This window comes from Micromonospora phytophila (assembly GCF_023656545.1).
Lineage (GTDB): Bacteria > Actinomycetota > Actinomycetes > Mycobacteriales > Micromonosporaceae > Micromonospora > Micromonospora phytophila.
Map to the genome: position 1 here is coordinate 15,656 of NZ_JAMOKF010000031.1, position 14,809 is coordinate 30,464.

The window sequence follows — 14,809 nt, forward strand, 5'->3', positions numbered from 1 at the left end:
CCATGACCACGGCGGCGGCCCACGAGGCCGACCGGTACGAGAGGGAGACCGCGATGACCCAGGCGATCGACCGACCCCAGACGGCCGACGAGGTCGACGTCGACGTGCTCGTCGGTGCCGTCGACCACGACATCAGCCGCGACCCGTTCCCGGTCAAGGGCCTCGACCACGTGCACTTCCTGGTCGGCAACGCCAAGCAGGCCGCGCACTACTACTCGACGGCGTTCGGCATGACCTGCGTGGCGTACCGGGGCCCGGAGCAGGGCCACCGCGACCACGCCCAGTACGTGCTGACCAGCGGTTCCGCCCGGTTCGTGCTGACCGGCGCGGTGCGCCCCGACGCCCCCGGCGCCGAGCACGTCACCAGGCACAGCGACGGTGTCTCCGACATCGCCCTGGAGGTCCCGGACGTCGACGCCGCGTACGCGCACGCCACCGCGCAGGGCGCCACCGGCCTGGTCGAGCCGCACGACGCCAGCGACGAGCACGGCACCGTCCGGATGGCCGCCATCGCCGCGTACGGCGACACCCGGCACACCCTGGTCGACCGGTCCCGCTACACCGGCCCGTTCCTGCCCGGCTTCGTGGCCCGCAAGCCCATCGTCGACCGGCAGCCGATGATCGACGCCGGCCTCCAGCCGAAGCGGTTCTTCCAGGCCGTCGACCACGTGGTCGGCAACGTCGAGCTGGGCCGGATGGACGAGTGGGTCGAGTTCTACAAGCGGGTCATGGGCTTCTCCAACATGGCCGAGTTCATCGGCGACGACATCGCCACCGACTACTCGGCGCTGATGAGCAAGGTCGTCGCCAACGGCACCCGGAAGGTGAAGTTCCCGCTCAACGAGCCGGCGATCGCCCGCAAGAAGTCGCAGATCGACGAGTACCTGGAGTTCTACCAGGGCCCGGGCGCCCAGCACATCGCCGTGGCCACCAACGACATCCTGGCCAGCGTCGACGCGATGCGCGCCGCCGGCGTCGAGTTCCTGGACACCCCGGACTCGTACTACGACGACCCGGAGCTGCGCGCCCGGATCGGCGAGGTGCGGGTGCCGATCGAGGAGCTGAAGTCCCGCAAGATCCTGGTCGACCGGGACGAGGACGGCTACCTGCTCCAGATCTTCACCAAGCCGGTGCAGGACCGCCCGACCGTCTTCTTCGAGCTGATCGAGCGGCACGGCTCGCTCGGCTTCGGCAAGGGCAACTTCAAGGCGCTCTTCGAGGCCATCGAGCGGGAGCAGGAAGCCCGCGGCAACCTGTAACACTGTCGAGCGTGACGCAGCCTCCGTCGTACCCGACGCCGCCGGCCGGTGGGCCTCCGCCCACGGCCGGCGGCTTCGCGCCGCCCTCCGGCCCGACCTCCGAGGGGTACGCGGTGCCACCGCAGTACGCCCCCGTCCCGCCACCGGGCTGGGCCCCGCCCCCGGGACACGCCGGCCCGTTTCCCCGGTACGCAGTACCGCCCCCGGGGTACGCCGGCCCACCTCCCGGGTACGCCGGACCGCCTCCCGGGTACGCCGGACCGCCTCGCCCGGCGGTCCCGCCGCCGACGCTCAGCCCGGGTGGTCAGCCGCTCGCCAGCTTCACCGACCGGCTGCTGGCCACGCTGATCGACAGCGCGGTCTTCTTCGTGGTCGGCATGGTGCTCGCCGTGCCGGCGTTGATCGTCTTCTTCGTCGTCGTGATGCCGGACCTGCTCCGGGTCGCCCCCGACGGCAGGGTCCCCGAGCCCGACCTCGTCGACGACCTTCTGCTGCCGTTCCTTTGGATGGAACTCGCCATCCTCGCGATCTCGCTGGTCGTGGCGTACGTCTACTACGTGGAGATGATGTTCCGGACCGGGCAGACCTTCGGCAAGAAGAGCATGAAGCTGCGGGTGGTGCCGCTGGACCCGACCCGCACCCTCGACCGTCGGGCCGCGGTCAGGCGGTTCGCCGTGCAGAACGTCGCCAGCCTCGTCCTGCCCGGCCTCAGCTACCTCGACGGGCTCTGGCAGCTGTGGGACAAGCCCTGGCAGCAGTGCCTCCACGACAAGTTCGCCGGCACCGTCGTCGTTAAGGTGTCCGAGTGAGCGAGCGCAGCAAGGCCAGGCCGTGAGCGTCGGACCGGGGTGGTACGTCGACCCGGCCGACCCGGAGACCCGGCGGTACTGGGACGGTGAGGGCTGGATCGGCGCGCCGATCCCCGTCGACGCCACTCCGCCCGAGGGCCCCCCACCGGTCGAGCCGCCACCCCCGCCCGCCCCGGCACCGGTCCCCGGACCGCCGACGGCGCCGCAGCCTTATCCGGGACAGCCCCACCCCTGGCAACCGGGGCAGCCGCCGCCCGGCCACGGCCAGCCACAGGGCCCGCCGCCCGGCTGGACGTCGGGTGGCTGGCCGGGACGGCCGCCGGAGCCCCGACCGCACGGGCTGCCGCTGGCCGGGTTCGGCGCCCGGCTGGTCGCCCGCCTGATCGACTTCGGCATCGTCTTCGCGCTGAACGCGGTGGTGAACGGCTGGTTCGTCTGGCGGCTGGTCGAGGAGGTCACCCCCTACTGGCGGGAGGTGATCCGGCGGGCGTTGGCCGGCGACACCTCGACCGAGGGCCTGCCCCAGCCCAGCGAGCAGGCCGGTGGCCTGCAGATCGTCATCCTGCTGCTCGCCACCTCGCTCTGGCTCGCGTACGAGGTGCCGACGATGGCGTCCGGCGGGCAGACCTTCGGCAAGCGGATGATGGGCATCAAGGTGGTGCCGCTGGAGGCGGACGAGCCGCTCGGCTTCGGCCGGGCGCTGCGCCGGTGGAACACCCTCGGCCTGCCCACCCTGCTCTGGTACTGCTGCGGCCTGGGCCTGCTGCTCCAGCTCGTCGACGCGCTCTCCCCGCTCTTCGACCACCCGCTGCGCCAGGCGCTGCACGACAAGCGGGCACAGACCGTGGTGGTCCAGCTCCCCCGCACCCCCCGCACCACCCCGGACGACCGCACCGACCCCTCGGGAGACACCCCATGACCGACTCCGGACGTCACCAGCCGGCGCTGCGGCTGACCCGCGCCGACCTGGACGCGCTGCCCAACTACGTGCCCGGCCGCAGCCCGGCGGACCTCGCCCGCGAGCTGGGGCTCCCCGAGGCGATCAAGCTGGCCAGCAACGAGGTGCCGTACGGGCCGCTGCCCGGCGTGGTGGAGGCGGTCGCCGAGGCCGCCGCCGGGGTGCACCGCTACCCGGACATGGGCGTGGTGGCGCTGCGCGAGACGCTGGCCCAGCGGTACGGCGTGGACGTCGACCGGATCGCCACCGGCTGCGGGTCGGTGGCGCTGGCCGAGCACCTGGTCCGGGCCACCTGCCTGCCCGGTGACGAGCTGCTCTACGCGTGGCGGTCGTTCGAGGCGTACCCGATCATCGCGGCGACCAGCGGCGCGACCAGCGTGCGGGTGCCCAACGACGCCGGGCACGGTCACGACCTGGCCGCGATGGCCGCGGCGGTGACCGACCGGACGCGGATGATCCTGGTCTGCAACCCGAACAACCCCACCGGCACGGCGGTCCGCCGGGCCGAGCTGGACCGGTTCCTCGACACGGTCCCCGAGGACGTGCTGGTCGTCATCGACGAGGCGTACCGGGAGTTCGTCACGGACCCGGAGGTGCCGGACGGGCTGAGCTACCTCGACCGGCCGAACGTGGCCGTGCTGCGCACCCTGTCCAAGGCGTGGGGCCTGGCCGGCCTGCGGATCGGCTGGCTGGTCGCCCAGCCGGCGGTGGCCGCGGCCGTTCGCAAGGTCGTCACGCCCTTCTCGACCAGCACGGCCGCGCAGGCCGGCGCGCTCGCCGCGCTCGCCCAGGCTGCCGAGGTGGAGCGGCGCTGCGCCCTGGTCGTGGCCGAGCGGGACCGGGTCACCGAGGCGCTACGCAAGCTCGTCCCGGACGTGCCGACCAGCCAGGCGAACTTCGTCTGGCTGCCGCTGGGCGACCGGGCGGTGGACTTCGGCAAGGCGTGTGAGACGCGCGGGGTCATCGTGCGGCCGTTCCCCGGCGACGGGGTCCGGGTCACCATCGGCACCCCGGCCGAGAACGACGCCTTCCTGGTCGCCGCCGAGGCGGCGCTCGGCTGAGCGGAGACCGTCCGCCGGCCCCGGCCGGTGACCGGGCCGGTCCGCCATCCCCGAGCGGACCGGTCCGGGAGCACCTCGACCGAGCCCGGCGTCGCACCCTGTGACTATAAATAACTTATGTCCGTTTTGTCGAACAGGCGTGGCGGTGCGGCGCGTCAGGTCGCGGCGAGGATCACCGGCTCCGAGGTCAGGTAGTAGCGCTGGTCGTCCCCGTTCGGGTCGACCGGCTTCCGCAGCCGCTCCACCGCGACGAACCCGTGCGCCGCGTACGCCGCGCCGGGCGCCCAGCCCACACCGTCCGAGCCCGCGTTCAAGGCGAACCAGGACCGTTGCACCCCCGTCGCCGGCTCCAGCGTGACCAGGTCGTTGTACGCGGTCAGCAGGTGGACCCGGCCGGGCTGCACGGCGAGCACCCGCGCCGACGACAGGTCGCTGCGGCGCCACAGCTCGACGCCGGTCCGCGCCGAACGACCCACCAGCTCCCCGTCGACCATCGCCACCGCCTGCTCGCCGGCGAGCACGGCGTCCGGCCGGTCGAGGGCGGGGGCGGCGCTCGGCTCGGCGGGGCCGAGCAGCCAACCCCGGGCCGCGTCCTCGCCGGGAGCGGCGGTCCGCAGGGCGGTGCACCCGGCCCGGGCGGTCTCACAGCCCAGCAGGGTCGCCACGAGGGCGTCACCGGCCCCGGGCGGTCGCCACCGGGTGCCCACCGTCCCGGTCCCGGCGTCGCGGAACTCGACCACGGCCGGTCCGGCGCAGGCGTCCACGGTGACCAGCTGACCGCTGCCGGTGGTGCCGACCGTGTCGCGGCAACCGGCGTCGTTCCCGGCGCTCCAGAGTTCCCGGCCGTCGGCCAGGTCGACGGCGCTCACCCGCCCGGCGCCAGCGGCCACGATCACCTGCCGGCCGTCCGGCCCCCGGGCGACGAAGAGCCCTCGCGGGTCCCAGACCGTGGCGGCGCCGGTGCGCCGGACCGTCCGCTCCGGCGCCGGATCCGGCCCGTCGGCGCGCCAGCTCACCCGGCCGGTGCGCGCGTCCAGCGCCACCAACCGCCCGTCCGACCAGCGACTGACCACGGTGGTCCCGCTCACCACCACCCCGTCCAGCTCCGCCGGCCAACGCCGGTACGACCAGTACGGGGTGGTCCGGTGCCGGCCGGTGACCGGTCGGTCGGCGTAGACCTGGCGGTGTGCCACGTACACCCGGAGCCGACCGTCGACGATCAGCGGGGCGACCGGCAGCCGGCCCACCACCCCGACGGCCGGCCTGACGGCCGGCGGGTAGCTGGCCCGGGCGACCGTGCTGACCTCGGCAGGGGCGAGCACCCGGTAGACCGTGGCCGCGATCGCGACCGTGGCGAGCAGCACCGCCACGACCACCACGATCCGTCGCCGGCCCTTCGGCAACCCCATGCGCACCTCCGCCCGGCACCCTACCCAGCGGGGCCGGCCGGACCCCGGTCAGGTCGCGCCGACAGGCCGCCAGCCGGCCCCGGGTCGCCCCGCGACTCGGGCCGACGTCCGGCTCGGGCCGACGTCCGGCTCAGGCCGACGTCCAACTCAGGCCGGCAGCCACTCAGGACGGCGTGCGGTTCGGGCCCCGCGGGTGGTTCAGGCCGCCTCGGCGTCGCGGGCGGTGGCGGCGGCGGCCAGGTCGGCGAGGTCCCGGCGGAGCGCGCCCTCGACCGCCCGGGCGGCCAGCCCGCCCAGCAGCAGTGCGACCACCCGGCCGTACGGTGCGGTCGGCACCGCCTCCTGCTCGACGGTGACGGCGGTGCAGCCCCGGCGGCGCCGCTCGACCGGGCGCAGTGTCCAGGTGACCCGGTAGTCCACCCCCGCGCCGGGCGAGCTGAGCACCAGCCGTCGGGGCGGCTCCGCCTCGACCACGACGAACTCCTCGACCAGGGCGGTGCCGTCGGGTCGGGTCCGGGTCTCGCGCCACGCGGTGCCCGGGCCGAAGCCGCCGGGGGTGAGCACCTCCACCGGGTTGGCGACAGACCGGCCGGTGCGGGCGGTCAGGTCGGTCAGCAGCCGCCAGAGGTCGGCGGCGTGCGCCTCGACGAACTCCGTGACCGCCACCGTCGACATGTCAACCTCCCGTGCCGTCGACGGTACGCCGGGTGAGCGCGGAGCGGGGCCCCCGGGGCGGAATTTCCACCCCGGCGGCCCCGTCGCGGTGCCCGGCGGTCAGCGACCGAACTGGCCGGCCCGGATCGCGCCGACGAAGGCCGTCCAGCCCGGCGGGCTGACCGCCAGCGTGGGGCCGGCCTGGTCCTTGGAGTCGCGTACGCCCACCACGCCGAGGACGTCGACCAGGTTGTCCGCCACCTCCACACAGAGCCCCTGGTCGTTGGAGCGGCTGCTGGTCCGCCAGACCGCGCCCGCGAGATCGTTCATCGTCGTCACCTTCCTGTCGTCGGGACGCCAGCCGACGACCGGTACGGGACCGGAAGGGGGTGCCGGCCCGGACCGGCGCGGCATGGCGACGGGATCCGGGACGATCAACGCGGGAACGCGCGTCCCCGGTCGCACCATCTGTGCGACCGGGGCGGGGTGAGCGTCAGCGGGCCGGGAGGATGGTCCCGGTGACCTCGCCCAGGGCAATGGTGGTGCCGTCCGGGCCGGGAGCGGTGGCGGTGACGGTGACCGTGTCCCCGTCCTCCAGGAAGGTCCTGGTCCCGCCGTCGCCGAACTTCACCGGCTCGGTGCCGCCCCAGGTGAGTTCCAGGAACGAGCCGACCTGGCTCCGCTCGGGTCCGGAGACGGTGCCGGAGGCGTAGAGGTCGCCGGTGCGCAGCGAGGCGCCGTTGACGGTCAGGTGCGCCAACTGCTGGGCCGGCGTCCAGTACATGGTGGCGAACGGCGGCTCGGTGACCCGCTCGCCGTTCCACCGCACCGCGAGGCTGAGGTCCAGCCCCAGGTGCGGCACGTCGCGCAGGTAGTCGGTGACGGGCGGGTCCTGCTCCGGGGCGGGCACGAAGGCGTCGCCGAGCGCGTCCAGCGGGGTCACCCAGGCCGAGATCGAGGTGGCGAAGGACTTGCCCAGGAACGGGCCGAGCGGCTGGTACTCCCAGGCCTGGATGTCCCGGGCCGACCAGTCGTTGACCAGCACCACGCCGAAGACGTGGTCGGTGAAGTCGTCGACGGAGACCCGGGCGCCCAGCGGGCTGGGCACCCCGATCACGAAGCCGACCTCGGCCTCGATGTCGAGGCGGACCGACGGGCCGGCGACCGGGCCCTGCGGGGTGGCCCGCTGGCCGGTGGGGCGCACGACCGGGGTGCCGGAGACCACCACCGTGCCGGCCCGGCCGTGGTAGCCGATCGGCAGGTGCTTCCAGTTCGGCAGCAGCGGTGGCTGGCCGGGCCGGAAGATCTGCCCGACGTTCGCCGCGTGGTGCTCGGAGGAGTAGAAGTCGACGTAGTCGGCCACCTCGAACGGCAGCGCCATCCGCACCTCGTCCAGCGGCAGCAGCAGCGGCTCCACCGCCGGCCGGTGCGCCGGGTCGGTGAGCAGCTCGGTCACCCGCTGCCGGACCGCCGTCCACTGCGGGCGGCCGAGCGCCATGAAGTCGTTGAGGGCGGGCCGACCCAGCGTCCCGGCGGCGAGCACCAGCCCGGCCGCCTCGGCCCCGGCCAGGTCGAACACGAGGTCCCCGATGCGTACGCCGACGCGCGGCTCGCGCCCGTCGTGGCGGAACACCCCGTACGGCAGGTTGGCCACCCCGTACGTCGAACCGTCGGCACCCGTCACCCAGCTCACGCCGGCCCTCCGCTTCGCTCCGTGCCGCCCTGAGGCATCACCGGCCTGCAAAGATGATTCGCTCGCTGACGCTCGCTCATGCGTCGAAGCCCCCGTTCACCAGCCCCAGCCGGATCAGATCGGTCAGTGGTTCCAGGATGCTGCACGAGCCGAAGCCGACCCACAGCGGACGCGGGGCGTCGAGCCGCTCCTCGATCCGCTGCACCAGCGGGCGCGGGTCGGCCGCGGTGAGCAGCTCGGCGACCCGTCCCACCCGGGCCCCCTCGGCGGCGGCGAGGGTGGCGGCCAGCACGTTGGCGAAGCCGTGGTGGGTGAAGCCGGTCTCCGGGTCGAGGTGCCGGACCGCGTGGTGCAGCCCGGCGGTCAGCTTGAACGGCAGGTCCCGGTCGCGGCAGGCGCAGATCACCGCGGCCAGCTCGGCCGGGGTGGGGAAGAGTTCGGCGGCCAACCCGCCGGTGCGGAACTTGGCCGCGACCGGCAGCCCGTCGGCGCGGGCCGCCGCGATCGCGTCCAGCGCCCCGGTCAGGCCGAAGGTCAGCGGCACCTCGGCGTACACGTCGAGGGGGCCGTCGTCGGGCCCGGCCGGCGCGCCGGCGGCGTGCCGGGCCAGCGCGACCAGGGTGGTCAGGCCGGGCAGCGGGTCCTCGCCGCGCTTGGCGACCGCCGCCTCCACCTGGCGGAGAAGGAGGCGCGGGTCGGCCTGGGCGCGCACCTCGGCGAGCCGGGCGAGCGGCACGTCGCCGATGACCCCGACGGCGATCCGCTCGCCGGCGTCGAGCAGGCCGGCCAGCTCCGCCAGCTTCGAGGCCGGGACCAGCAGCGGGCCGACCAGGTCGGCGTGCCAGGACCCGCGGTGCCGCCGGTGCGCGGCGACCGCGTCGGGCAGCGTGGCGCTGCCGGGCGGGAAGACGGCGGCGTCGTCGACGAGGCCGGCGAGGAGTGGGGGCACCTGCGTTGACACGACACAAGAACTTACGGGACGCTACAAGGAACGGACAACAGCGTCCGATTATCGGACGCCATCGGCCGGTGAACGGGACGAATCGGGAGGCGAGATGCCCTACTACCGCAGCGTCGGCGAGGTGCCCCGCAAGCGCCACACCCAGTTCCGCCAACCCGACGGCAGCCTCTACGCCGAGGAGCTGATGGGCCAGGAGGGCTTCTCCTCCGACTCGTCGCTGCTCTACCACCGGCACGCGCCGACCGCGATCACCGCCGCCGAGGAGTTCACCCCGCCCGCGGTCACCCGGGTGCCCAACCTGCCGCTCAAGCCCCGGCACCTGCGCACCCACAAGCTCGACGGCGCGGGCGCCGACCCGATCCTCGGCCGGCGGTACCTGCTCGCCAACGACGACGTGCGGATCGCGTACGTGCTGGCCGACCGGCCGTCGCCGCTGTTCCGCGACGCCACCGGCGACCACTGCCTCTACGTCGAGTCGGGCACCCTGCGGGTCGAGTCGACGTTCGGCGTGCTGGACGCGGTGCCCGGCGACTACGTCGTCATCCCCACCTCCACGATCCACCGGCTGGTGCCCACCGGCGACGAGCCGACCCGGCTGCTCGCCGTCGAGGCGTCCGGGCACATCGGCCCGCCCAAGCGCTACCTCTCCGTACGCGGGCAGTTCCTGGAGCACTCCCCGTACTGCGAGCGGGACGTCCGGGGGCCGGACGCGCCCCTGCTGGTCGACGACACCGACGTCGAGGTGCTCGTCCGGCACCGTCGCGGTTGGACCCGCTACGTCTACGCCCACCACCCGTTCGACGTGGTCGGCTGGGACGGCCACCTGTACCCGTGGGCCTTCTCCATCCACGACTTCGAGCCGATCACCGGCCGAATCCACCAGCCGCCGCCCGTGCACCAGACCTTCCAGGGCCCGAACTTCGTGATCTGCTCCTTCGTGCCGCGCAAGGTGGACTACCACCCGGACGCCATCCCGGTGCCGTACAACCACCACAACGTCGACTCCGACGAGATGCTCTTCTACACCGGCGGCAACTACGAGGCCCGGCGCGGCTCCGGCATCGAGCAGGGCTCGATCTCGCTGCACCCGTCCGGCTTCACCCACGGCCCCCAGCCGGGCGCCGCCGAGCGTTCCATCGGCGCGGACTTCTTCGACGAGCTGGCCGTCATGGTCGACACGTTCCGCCCTCTGGACCTCTGCGACGACGCCGCCGCCTGCGAGGACGACGCCTACGCCTGGACCTGGGCGCGTCGCCCTTAGTCGCTGTCGGGGGTTTCGCCGGAGCCCGCCCGCTCCGGGCGGTCAGGCTTGATCCCTCCGCGGTCGGGCTCCGGCGAAACCCCGACCTGGTCCGGCTGGTCGTTCCGGTCGGGGTCGGTCTCCTTCGGCGATGCCGAACCACGCCGGTCAGGGCTGCCCCTCCGCCCCCGGCGTAGCAGCCAGAGCAGTCCGCCGACCGGGTTGGGCAGCAGGTAGCTGCCGGCGGCGGTCAGGGCGACGAGCTGCCCGAGCCGCACGTCGCCCGGGTCGGCCAGCCGGTCGAGGACGATCAGCGCCGCGAGGGCCGTCATGACGACGTCCACCCCACCGTCGTGCGCGCCGAGCAGGATGCGGCGCCACCCCGTCCGTGCTGGCGGGTCCGGGATGTCGCCCGTGGCCACCAGGGTCCGGATCCGTGACGAAGAGAACGACCACGTCGATCACCGCCCCGAACACGGGCATGCCGACGACGATCAGCCAACCGAGGAAGCGGCGCTCTGACGGGGCCATCTCGGACATGCGCACATTGTCGCGGCCGACGGCAAGGGGCTGTCCGGCGTCAGGCGGTCGTGCGGGAGAAGACGGCGAGCTCGGCGAGGGTGGCGGTGGCGATCGCGAGGACAAGGGGCCACGGGGTGCCGACCAGGGCGTAGAGCAGGATCAGCGCCGGCGCGACGCCCGCCGCGTAGACGGCCAGGGCCAGCGTGCGGTCGGAGCGCAGCAGGCCGGGCAGGATGGTCCGGGTCAGGCCGGGCAGCTTGGCGGCGAAGCGCCAGACCACCAGGGCCCCGCCGAGCGCCGCGAACGCCGCGGCGAACCGGGACAGCCCTGCGCTGCCGGGTGCGAGGCAGGCGATCAGCACGGCGGTGACCATCGTCCAGCCGGCGCCGTAGACCACCAGCTGACGCAGCCCGGCGGAGATCGTCCGGCCCGAGTCCACCCGACCCGGGCTCATCGCGGCGGCCTCGGCCAGGTGCTCCAACGCCTCGCTCCAGCGGCGCTGCTCCAGCCGCAGCACGCCGATGTCGTGCCGCGCCTCGGCCAGCTGCGGGTCCAGCCGCAGCGCCTCCCGGTAGGCCCGCTCGGCCAGGTCGAACAGCTCCATGTTGGCCGCCACCAGGCCCAGCACCAGGTGCGCCTGCGGCTCCTCGGGGGCCAGCTCCACCCCGCGCCAGGCCGCGTTCAGCGCCGGCTGCCCGTTGCGGGCGCCGGCCAGGATCGCCGCCGCGCTGCGCTGGGCGTACGCGTCGTCGGGGCCGAGCGCCAGGATCCGGTCGGCGGTACGCGCCGACTCGGCGTACTCCTCCAGGTCGGCCAGGGCGAGGCCCCGGGCGACCAGCGACGGCACGGCGTCCGGGGCGACGGCGAGGGCGGCGTCGGCGGCGGTGAGCGCCTCGGCCGGCCGGTCTGCCGCGAGGTGCACCCGGGACAGCATGGTCAGCGCCGCGGCGTCGGCCGGGTCGAGGGCGATCGCGTAGGCGAGTTCACCGGCGGCCTCGTCATAGCGACCCAGCTCGGCGAGGAGTTGGGCGCGCTGGAGGTAGCCGTCGGCGGCGGAGCGGTCGGAGGTGGCGTCGCTGGACATCGCGGCGAGCCTAGCCGGCCGCCGCCCGGCTTGCCGAGCAGCGTCACCCCGCCGGGGCCGATCCGGTCGGCAGCGGCCGGTCAGGCGCTGCGGCAGGGCGCGCCGGCGAGCGGCCGGCCGCAGGTGGCGAGGCTGCACCAGCGCCGCATGGCGCTGTCGTCGAGAAACAGCCAGCCGCACCGCTCGTCCGGGCACACCCGGACGGTGTGGCGGCGCGGGTCCGCCAGCAGCTGGGCGGCGCTCCACGCGGCGGCGTGCACGGGCAGCCGGAGTCCCGCCGCCAGGTCCGGCCACCACCGCCCGCCGCCGTCGGCGTCGCGGCGGAAGACCAGTGCCTTCGCGGCGGCCTCGGCGTGCCGCGCCACGTCGTCGAAGGCCCGCCGGTCACCCGGATCGGTGAGGCAGGCGTACAGCCGGGCACGGAGCGCACGGGCCTGCTCCAGGACGGTGTCGGCCCCGCCCGGATCCCGCCGGGCCAGTTCCAGCAGTCGACCGACCGCCACCTCGTCGACCAGTCCGACATGGCCGGTCCAGACCGCCAGGGTGCGGTAGCCGCGCAGCCATTCCGAGCCGGGCAGCGGCGGCTCGTGCCCCCACCCGGCGAACGTGTTGCAGAACTCCAGCGCCGGGTGGCCGCCGACGCTCCACGGCAGGGCCTCGTCGCGGACCCGCACCTCGTACACCGGCCGCCCTGGCCGGTCGAGCCGGCGGTCGTCGCGGAGGATCCATCGGTGCACCTCCCGCAGCCGCGTCCCCGGTTCGACGCCGAGGTCGTCCACGAGCGCCTGCCGGGTGCTCCGGTAGAGCCGCAGCGCGTCGGCCTGACGCCCGCCCCGATGCAGGGCGGTCATCAGCAGGGCCACCAGCTGCTCCCGGGTCCGGTGCCGCTCGACCAGCGGGGTCAGCTCGCCGATCACCCGGGCGTGCTGTCCCAGCGCCAGCCGGGCCTCGGCCCGCAGCTCGACGCCGGTGAACCGGAGCTCCTCGACCGGGCCGTGCAGCCTCTCCCGCAACTCCTCATCGGCCGTGTCGGCGAGCAGCGGACCCCGCCAGAGCGCCAACGCCCGGTCCAGCAGCCGTAGCCGCTCGCCCGGGTCCGTGGTGTCCCCGGCCCGGTGCGCCAGGTCGCGGAAGTCCGCCACGTCGACCCGGTGCCCGTCCACCTCGACGAGGTAGCCGTCCCCACGGGTGGCGATCCCCACCGCGTACGGCGCCAGGGACACGCGGAGCCGGCCGACGTACGTGTGGACGGCGCTGCGGGCCGAGGCCGGTGGGCGGTCGCTCCAGAGCAGGTCGATGAGCCGGTCGGTGGTGACCAGCCGCCCCGCCTCCAGCAGCAGGACGCCGAGGAGACACCGCTCCTGACGACGGCTGCCGAGTTCGACGGGGTGGCCGTCGTGACGCGCCTCGAACGGACCGAGCAGTCGGAATTCCATGTCTGTGGGGACCACCTGGACCCCGCCGACGGTTGTCGGGCCGGTCAGCCGATGGTGAACCGCCCCCGGCGACAGGGTGGTGGGCGGGCGTGGCGGCCGGTTGCGGGCACGTGCACGGTGAGGACGTGGTGAGCGCGGCTGGCGATCCTGGTCCGGTCCGCTCATCGATCCAGTTGGAGTGATCATGCGTTGGAAGAGGAGCGTCGGAACGGCGCTGACGGCGATCGCCCTCGCCACGACCGTGCCGAGCGCCGCGTCCGCGTCGGCGACCGGTGGTTGGGTGCCGGCGCCCCAGGGGGCGTTCGAGCAGCCCGCGGGGGCGCGGTGCGACTTCGCCGTACGCGTCGAGCCGATCGTGGACGAGGTCCGCAAGCTGGTGCTGGACACCTACCCGGACGGCAGCCCACGACGGGAGCTGTTCACCGGTGACCTGATCAACAGGGTGACGAACCTGGAGACCGGGGCCACCTCCACGGCCGACGCGAGCGGCACCTCGATGGTCGAGTACGTCCAGGACGGCTCGATGACCTGGTACGTGACCGGGCCGGTGCTGCTCGGCTTCCGGGAGAACGCCGGCTCGCTGCCGCGCGGCCTGTGGATCGTCGACGGGCAGTTCGTCGTCGAGTTCACCCCGACCTACGACAAGACCATCACGATGGTGCACGGCACCACCCACAACGTCTGCACGGACGTGGACTGACCCGGCCGCCGACGGCCTCGCGCCCCGCGTCGGGCGGGCGCGGGGTCAGTCGGCCGGCGCCTCGTACACCAGGGCCACCGCGATCCCGGTGAGCCCCTCGCCGCGCCCGGGGAAGCCGAGGCCGTCGGTGGTGGCGGCGGAGACGGTGACCGGCGCCCCGACGGCGGCGGAGAGCACCTGCTGGGCCTCCTCGCGGCGCGGCCCAATCTTCGGCCGGTTGCCGATCACCTGCACCGACACGTTGCCGATCGTGTAGCCGGCGGCCCGCACCCGGCGGGCGCTCTCGGTGAGCAGGGTGACGCCCGAGGCGCCCGCCCACTCGGGCTGACCCACCCCGAAGTTGGCGCCGAGGTCGCCGAGGCCGGCCGCGGAGAGCAGCGCGTTGCAGGCGGCGTGCGCGACCACGTCGGCGTCCGAGTGCCCGGCGAGGCCGTCCTGGTCGGGCCAGTGCAGGCCGGCGACCCAGCAGGGCCGGCCGGCGGCGAAGGCGTGCACGTCCGTGCCGATGGCCACCCGGGGAACGATCATGACCAGAGGGTACGCGTCAGCAGCCGGTGGCCAGCAGATGCTCGGCCAGCGCGAGGTCGAACGGTCGGGTGACCTTGAGCGCGTACTCGGAGCCGGGAACGCAGACCACCGGGACGCCCTGCTTCTCGACCAGGCCGGCGTCGTCGGTGAGCGGATCACCGGCGGCGGCGTGCGCGGCGGTCAGCACCGCCCGGCGGAAGCCCTGAGGGGTCTGCACCGCGCGCAGCGCGGACCGGTCGACCGTGCCGAGGACGACCTCGTCGGCGCCGACCTCCTTGATCGTGTCGACCACCGGGAGCACCGGGATCACCGCCCGGTGCCCGGCCCGGACCGCCGCCGCGACCGATTCGACCAGCTCGGGCGGGGTCAGCGCCCGGGCGGCGTCGTGCACGAGGACGATCTCCGGACCGGCGGGCACCGCGGCGAGGGCGGCGGCCACCGACGCCTGCCGCTCCGCGCCGCCGGCCACCACGGTCACCGGGGCGACCGGGGCGA

At 74.5% G+C, this 14,809-nt stretch carries 16 protein-coding genes; 6 read left to right on the plus strand and 10 right to left on the minus strand.

The genetic code is table 11. The annotated features are described in order from the left end of the window. Positions 1-53: 53 nt before the first annotated feature. Genes hppD through hisC form a run of 4 tightly spaced genes read left to right on the plus strand, consistent with a single transcriptional unit; the run spans position 54 to position 4,087 of the window. Complete coding sequence (gene hppD, locus NCC78_RS07295; protein ID WP_250792692.1) at positions 54-1,259, plus strand: 4-hydroxyphenylpyruvate dioxygenase; 1,206 nt, start codon at positions 54-56, stop codon at positions 1,257-1,259. Between the two features lie 11 nt (positions 1,260-1,270). After that, positions 1,271-2,068, plus strand: a complete 798-nt coding sequence (locus tag NCC78_RS07300; protein WP_250792656.1) for an RDD family protein — start codon at positions 1,271-1,273, stop codon at positions 2,066-2,068. Positions 2,069-2,090: 22 nt separating this feature from the next. Next, positions 2,091-2,987 carry an RDD family protein gene (locus NCC78_RS07305; protein ID WP_250792664.1) on the plus strand — a complete coding sequence of 299 codons (897 nt, stop codon included), beginning with the start codon at positions 2,091-2,093 and terminating at the stop codon, positions 2,985-2,987. After that, positions 2,984-4,087, plus strand: a complete 1,104-nt coding sequence (gene hisC, locus NCC78_RS07310) for a histidinol-phosphate transaminase (protein WP_250792666.1) — start codon at positions 2,984-2,986, stop codon at positions 4,085-4,087. The genes NCC78_RS07305 and hisC overlap by 4 nt, the downstream gene beginning before the upstream one ends. A gap of 155 nt (positions 4,088-4,242) precedes the next feature. Here hisC and NCC78_RS07315 read toward each other — a convergent pair whose 3' ends face one another. The 5 genes from NCC78_RS07315 to NCC78_RS07335 all read right to left on the minus strand — a co-directional run bounded on the left by NCC78_RS07315 (position 4,243) and on the right by NCC78_RS07335 (position 8,804). Continuing rightward, the gene (locus NCC78_RS07315) at positions 4,243-5,496 is read right to left on the minus strand and encodes an outer membrane protein assembly factor BamB family protein (RefSeq protein ID WP_250792668.1); all 1,254 of its coding nucleotides are present in this window, start codon (positions 5,494-5,496) and stop codon (positions 4,243-4,245) included. 198 nt (positions 5,497-5,694) lie between these two features. After that, positions 5,695-6,171, minus strand: coding sequence for an SRPBCC family protein (locus NCC78_RS07320; protein WP_250792670.1), 477 nt, complete (start codon positions 6,169-6,171; stop codon positions 5,695-5,697). A 99-nt stretch (positions 6,172-6,270) separates the two neighbouring features. Further along, complete coding sequence (locus tag NCC78_RS07325; protein WP_250792672.1) at positions 6,271-6,480, minus strand: DUF397 domain-containing protein; 210 nt, start codon at positions 6,478-6,480, stop codon at positions 6,271-6,273. A gap of 163 nt (positions 6,481-6,643) precedes the next feature. After that, positions 6,644-7,843, minus strand: a complete 1,200-nt coding sequence (gene fahA / locus NCC78_RS07330; protein WP_250792674.1) for a fumarylacetoacetase — start codon at positions 7,841-7,843, stop codon at positions 6,644-6,646. A 76-nt stretch (positions 7,844-7,919) separates the two neighbouring features. Continuing rightward, positions 7,920-8,804 carry a hypothetical protein gene (locus tag NCC78_RS07335; RefSeq protein ID WP_250792676.1) on the minus strand — a complete coding sequence of 295 codons (885 nt, stop codon included), beginning with the start codon at positions 8,802-8,804 and terminating at the stop codon, positions 7,920-7,922. A gap of 94 nt (positions 8,805-8,898) precedes the next feature. Here NCC78_RS07335 and NCC78_RS07340 point away from each other — a divergent pair, with 94 nt between their 5' ends. Beyond that, on the plus strand, positions 8,899-10,065 hold the full coding sequence (locus NCC78_RS07340) for a homogentisate 1,2-dioxygenase (RefSeq protein WP_250792678.1): 1,167 nt from the start codon (positions 8,899-8,901) through the stop codon (positions 10,063-10,065). Here the strand turns inward: NCC78_RS07340 and NCC78_RS07345 are convergent. The 3 genes from NCC78_RS07345 to NCC78_RS07355 form a co-directional block, all read right to left on the minus strand. Next, positions 10,062-10,466, minus strand: a complete 405-nt coding sequence (locus tag NCC78_RS07345) for a hypothetical protein (RefSeq protein ID WP_250792680.1) — start codon at positions 10,464-10,466, stop codon at positions 10,062-10,064. The two genes, NCC78_RS07340 and NCC78_RS07345, sit on opposite strands and share 4 nt — an antisense overlap. A 158-nt stretch (positions 10,467-10,624) precedes the next feature. Further along, positions 10,625-11,650, minus strand: coding sequence for a tetratricopeptide repeat protein (locus tag NCC78_RS07350; RefSeq protein ID WP_250792681.1), 1,026 nt, complete (start codon positions 11,648-11,650; stop codon positions 10,625-10,627). Positions 11,651-11,730: 80 nt separating this feature from the next. Next, positions 11,731-13,086: a BTAD domain-containing putative transcriptional regulator gene (locus NCC78_RS07355; RefSeq protein WP_250792683.1), complete on the minus strand. Its 1,356-nt coding sequence runs from the start codon at positions 13,084-13,086 to the stop codon at positions 11,731-11,733. 184 nt (positions 13,087-13,270) lie between these two features. Here NCC78_RS07355 and NCC78_RS07360 point away from each other — a divergent pair, with 184 nt between their 5' ends. Further along, entirely contained in the window at positions 13,271-13,786 is a 516-nt protein-coding gene (locus NCC78_RS07360; protein ID WP_250792686.1) for a hypothetical protein, read from the plus strand. A gap of 45 nt (positions 13,787-13,831) precedes the next feature. Here NCC78_RS07360 and ispF read toward each other — a convergent pair whose 3' ends face one another. Together ispF and NCC78_RS07370 are read right to left on the minus strand one after the other, a co-directional pair. Next, positions 13,832-14,314 (minus strand): 2-C-methyl-D-erythritol 2,4-cyclodiphosphate synthase, encoded by a 483-nt coding sequence (gene ispF, locus NCC78_RS07365; RefSeq protein WP_250792688.1) that lies wholly within the window; start codon positions 14,312-14,314, stop codon positions 13,832-13,834. 16 nt (positions 14,315-14,330) lie between these two features. Beyond that, positions 14,331-14,809, minus strand: a 479-nt coding sequence (locus NCC78_RS07370; RefSeq protein ID WP_250792690.1) for an IspD/TarI family cytidylyltransferase, incomplete at its 5' end; no start/stop codon positions are given.

Excerpts from the sequence above, each read along its gene's own strand:
- hppD (WP_250792692.1), top strand. The coding sequence starts at position 54 with ATGACCCAGGCGATCGACCGACCCCAGACGGCCGACGAGGTCGACGTC.
- hisC (WP_250792666.1), top strand. The coding sequence starts at position 2,984 with ATGACCGACTCCGGACGTCACCAGCCGGCGCTGCGGCTGACCCGCGCC.
- NCC78_RS07315 (WP_250792668.1), bottom strand. The coding sequence starts at position 5,496 with ATGGGGTTGCCGAAGGGCCGGCGACGGATCGTGGTGGTCGTGGCGGTG.
- NCC78_RS07320 (WP_250792670.1), bottom strand. The coding sequence starts at position 6,171 with ATGTCGACGGTGGCGGTCACGGAGTTCGTCGAGGCGCACGCCGCCGAC.
- NCC78_RS07325 (WP_250792672.1), bottom strand. The coding sequence starts at position 6,480 with ATGAACGATCTCGCGGGCGCGGTCTGGCGGACCAGCAGCCGCTCCAAC.
- NCC78_RS07340 (WP_250792678.1), top strand. The coding sequence starts at position 8,899 with ATGCCCTACTACCGCAGCGTCGGCGAGGTGCCCCGCAAGCGCCACACC.
- NCC78_RS07350 (WP_250792681.1), bottom strand. The coding sequence starts at position 11,650 with ATGTCCAGCGACGCCACCTCCGACCGCTCCGCCGCCGACGGCTACCTC.
- NCC78_RS07355 (WP_250792683.1), bottom strand. The coding sequence starts at position 13,086 with ATGGAATTCCGACTGCTCGGTCCGTTCGAGGCGCGTCACGACGGCCAC.
- NCC78_RS07360 (WP_250792686.1), top strand. The coding sequence starts at position 13,271 with ATGCGTTGGAAGAGGAGCGTCGGAACGGCGCTGACGGCGATCGCCCTC.
- ispF (WP_250792688.1), bottom strand. The coding sequence starts at position 14,314 with ATGATCGTTCCCCGGGTGGCCATCGGCACGGACGTGCACGCCTTCGCC.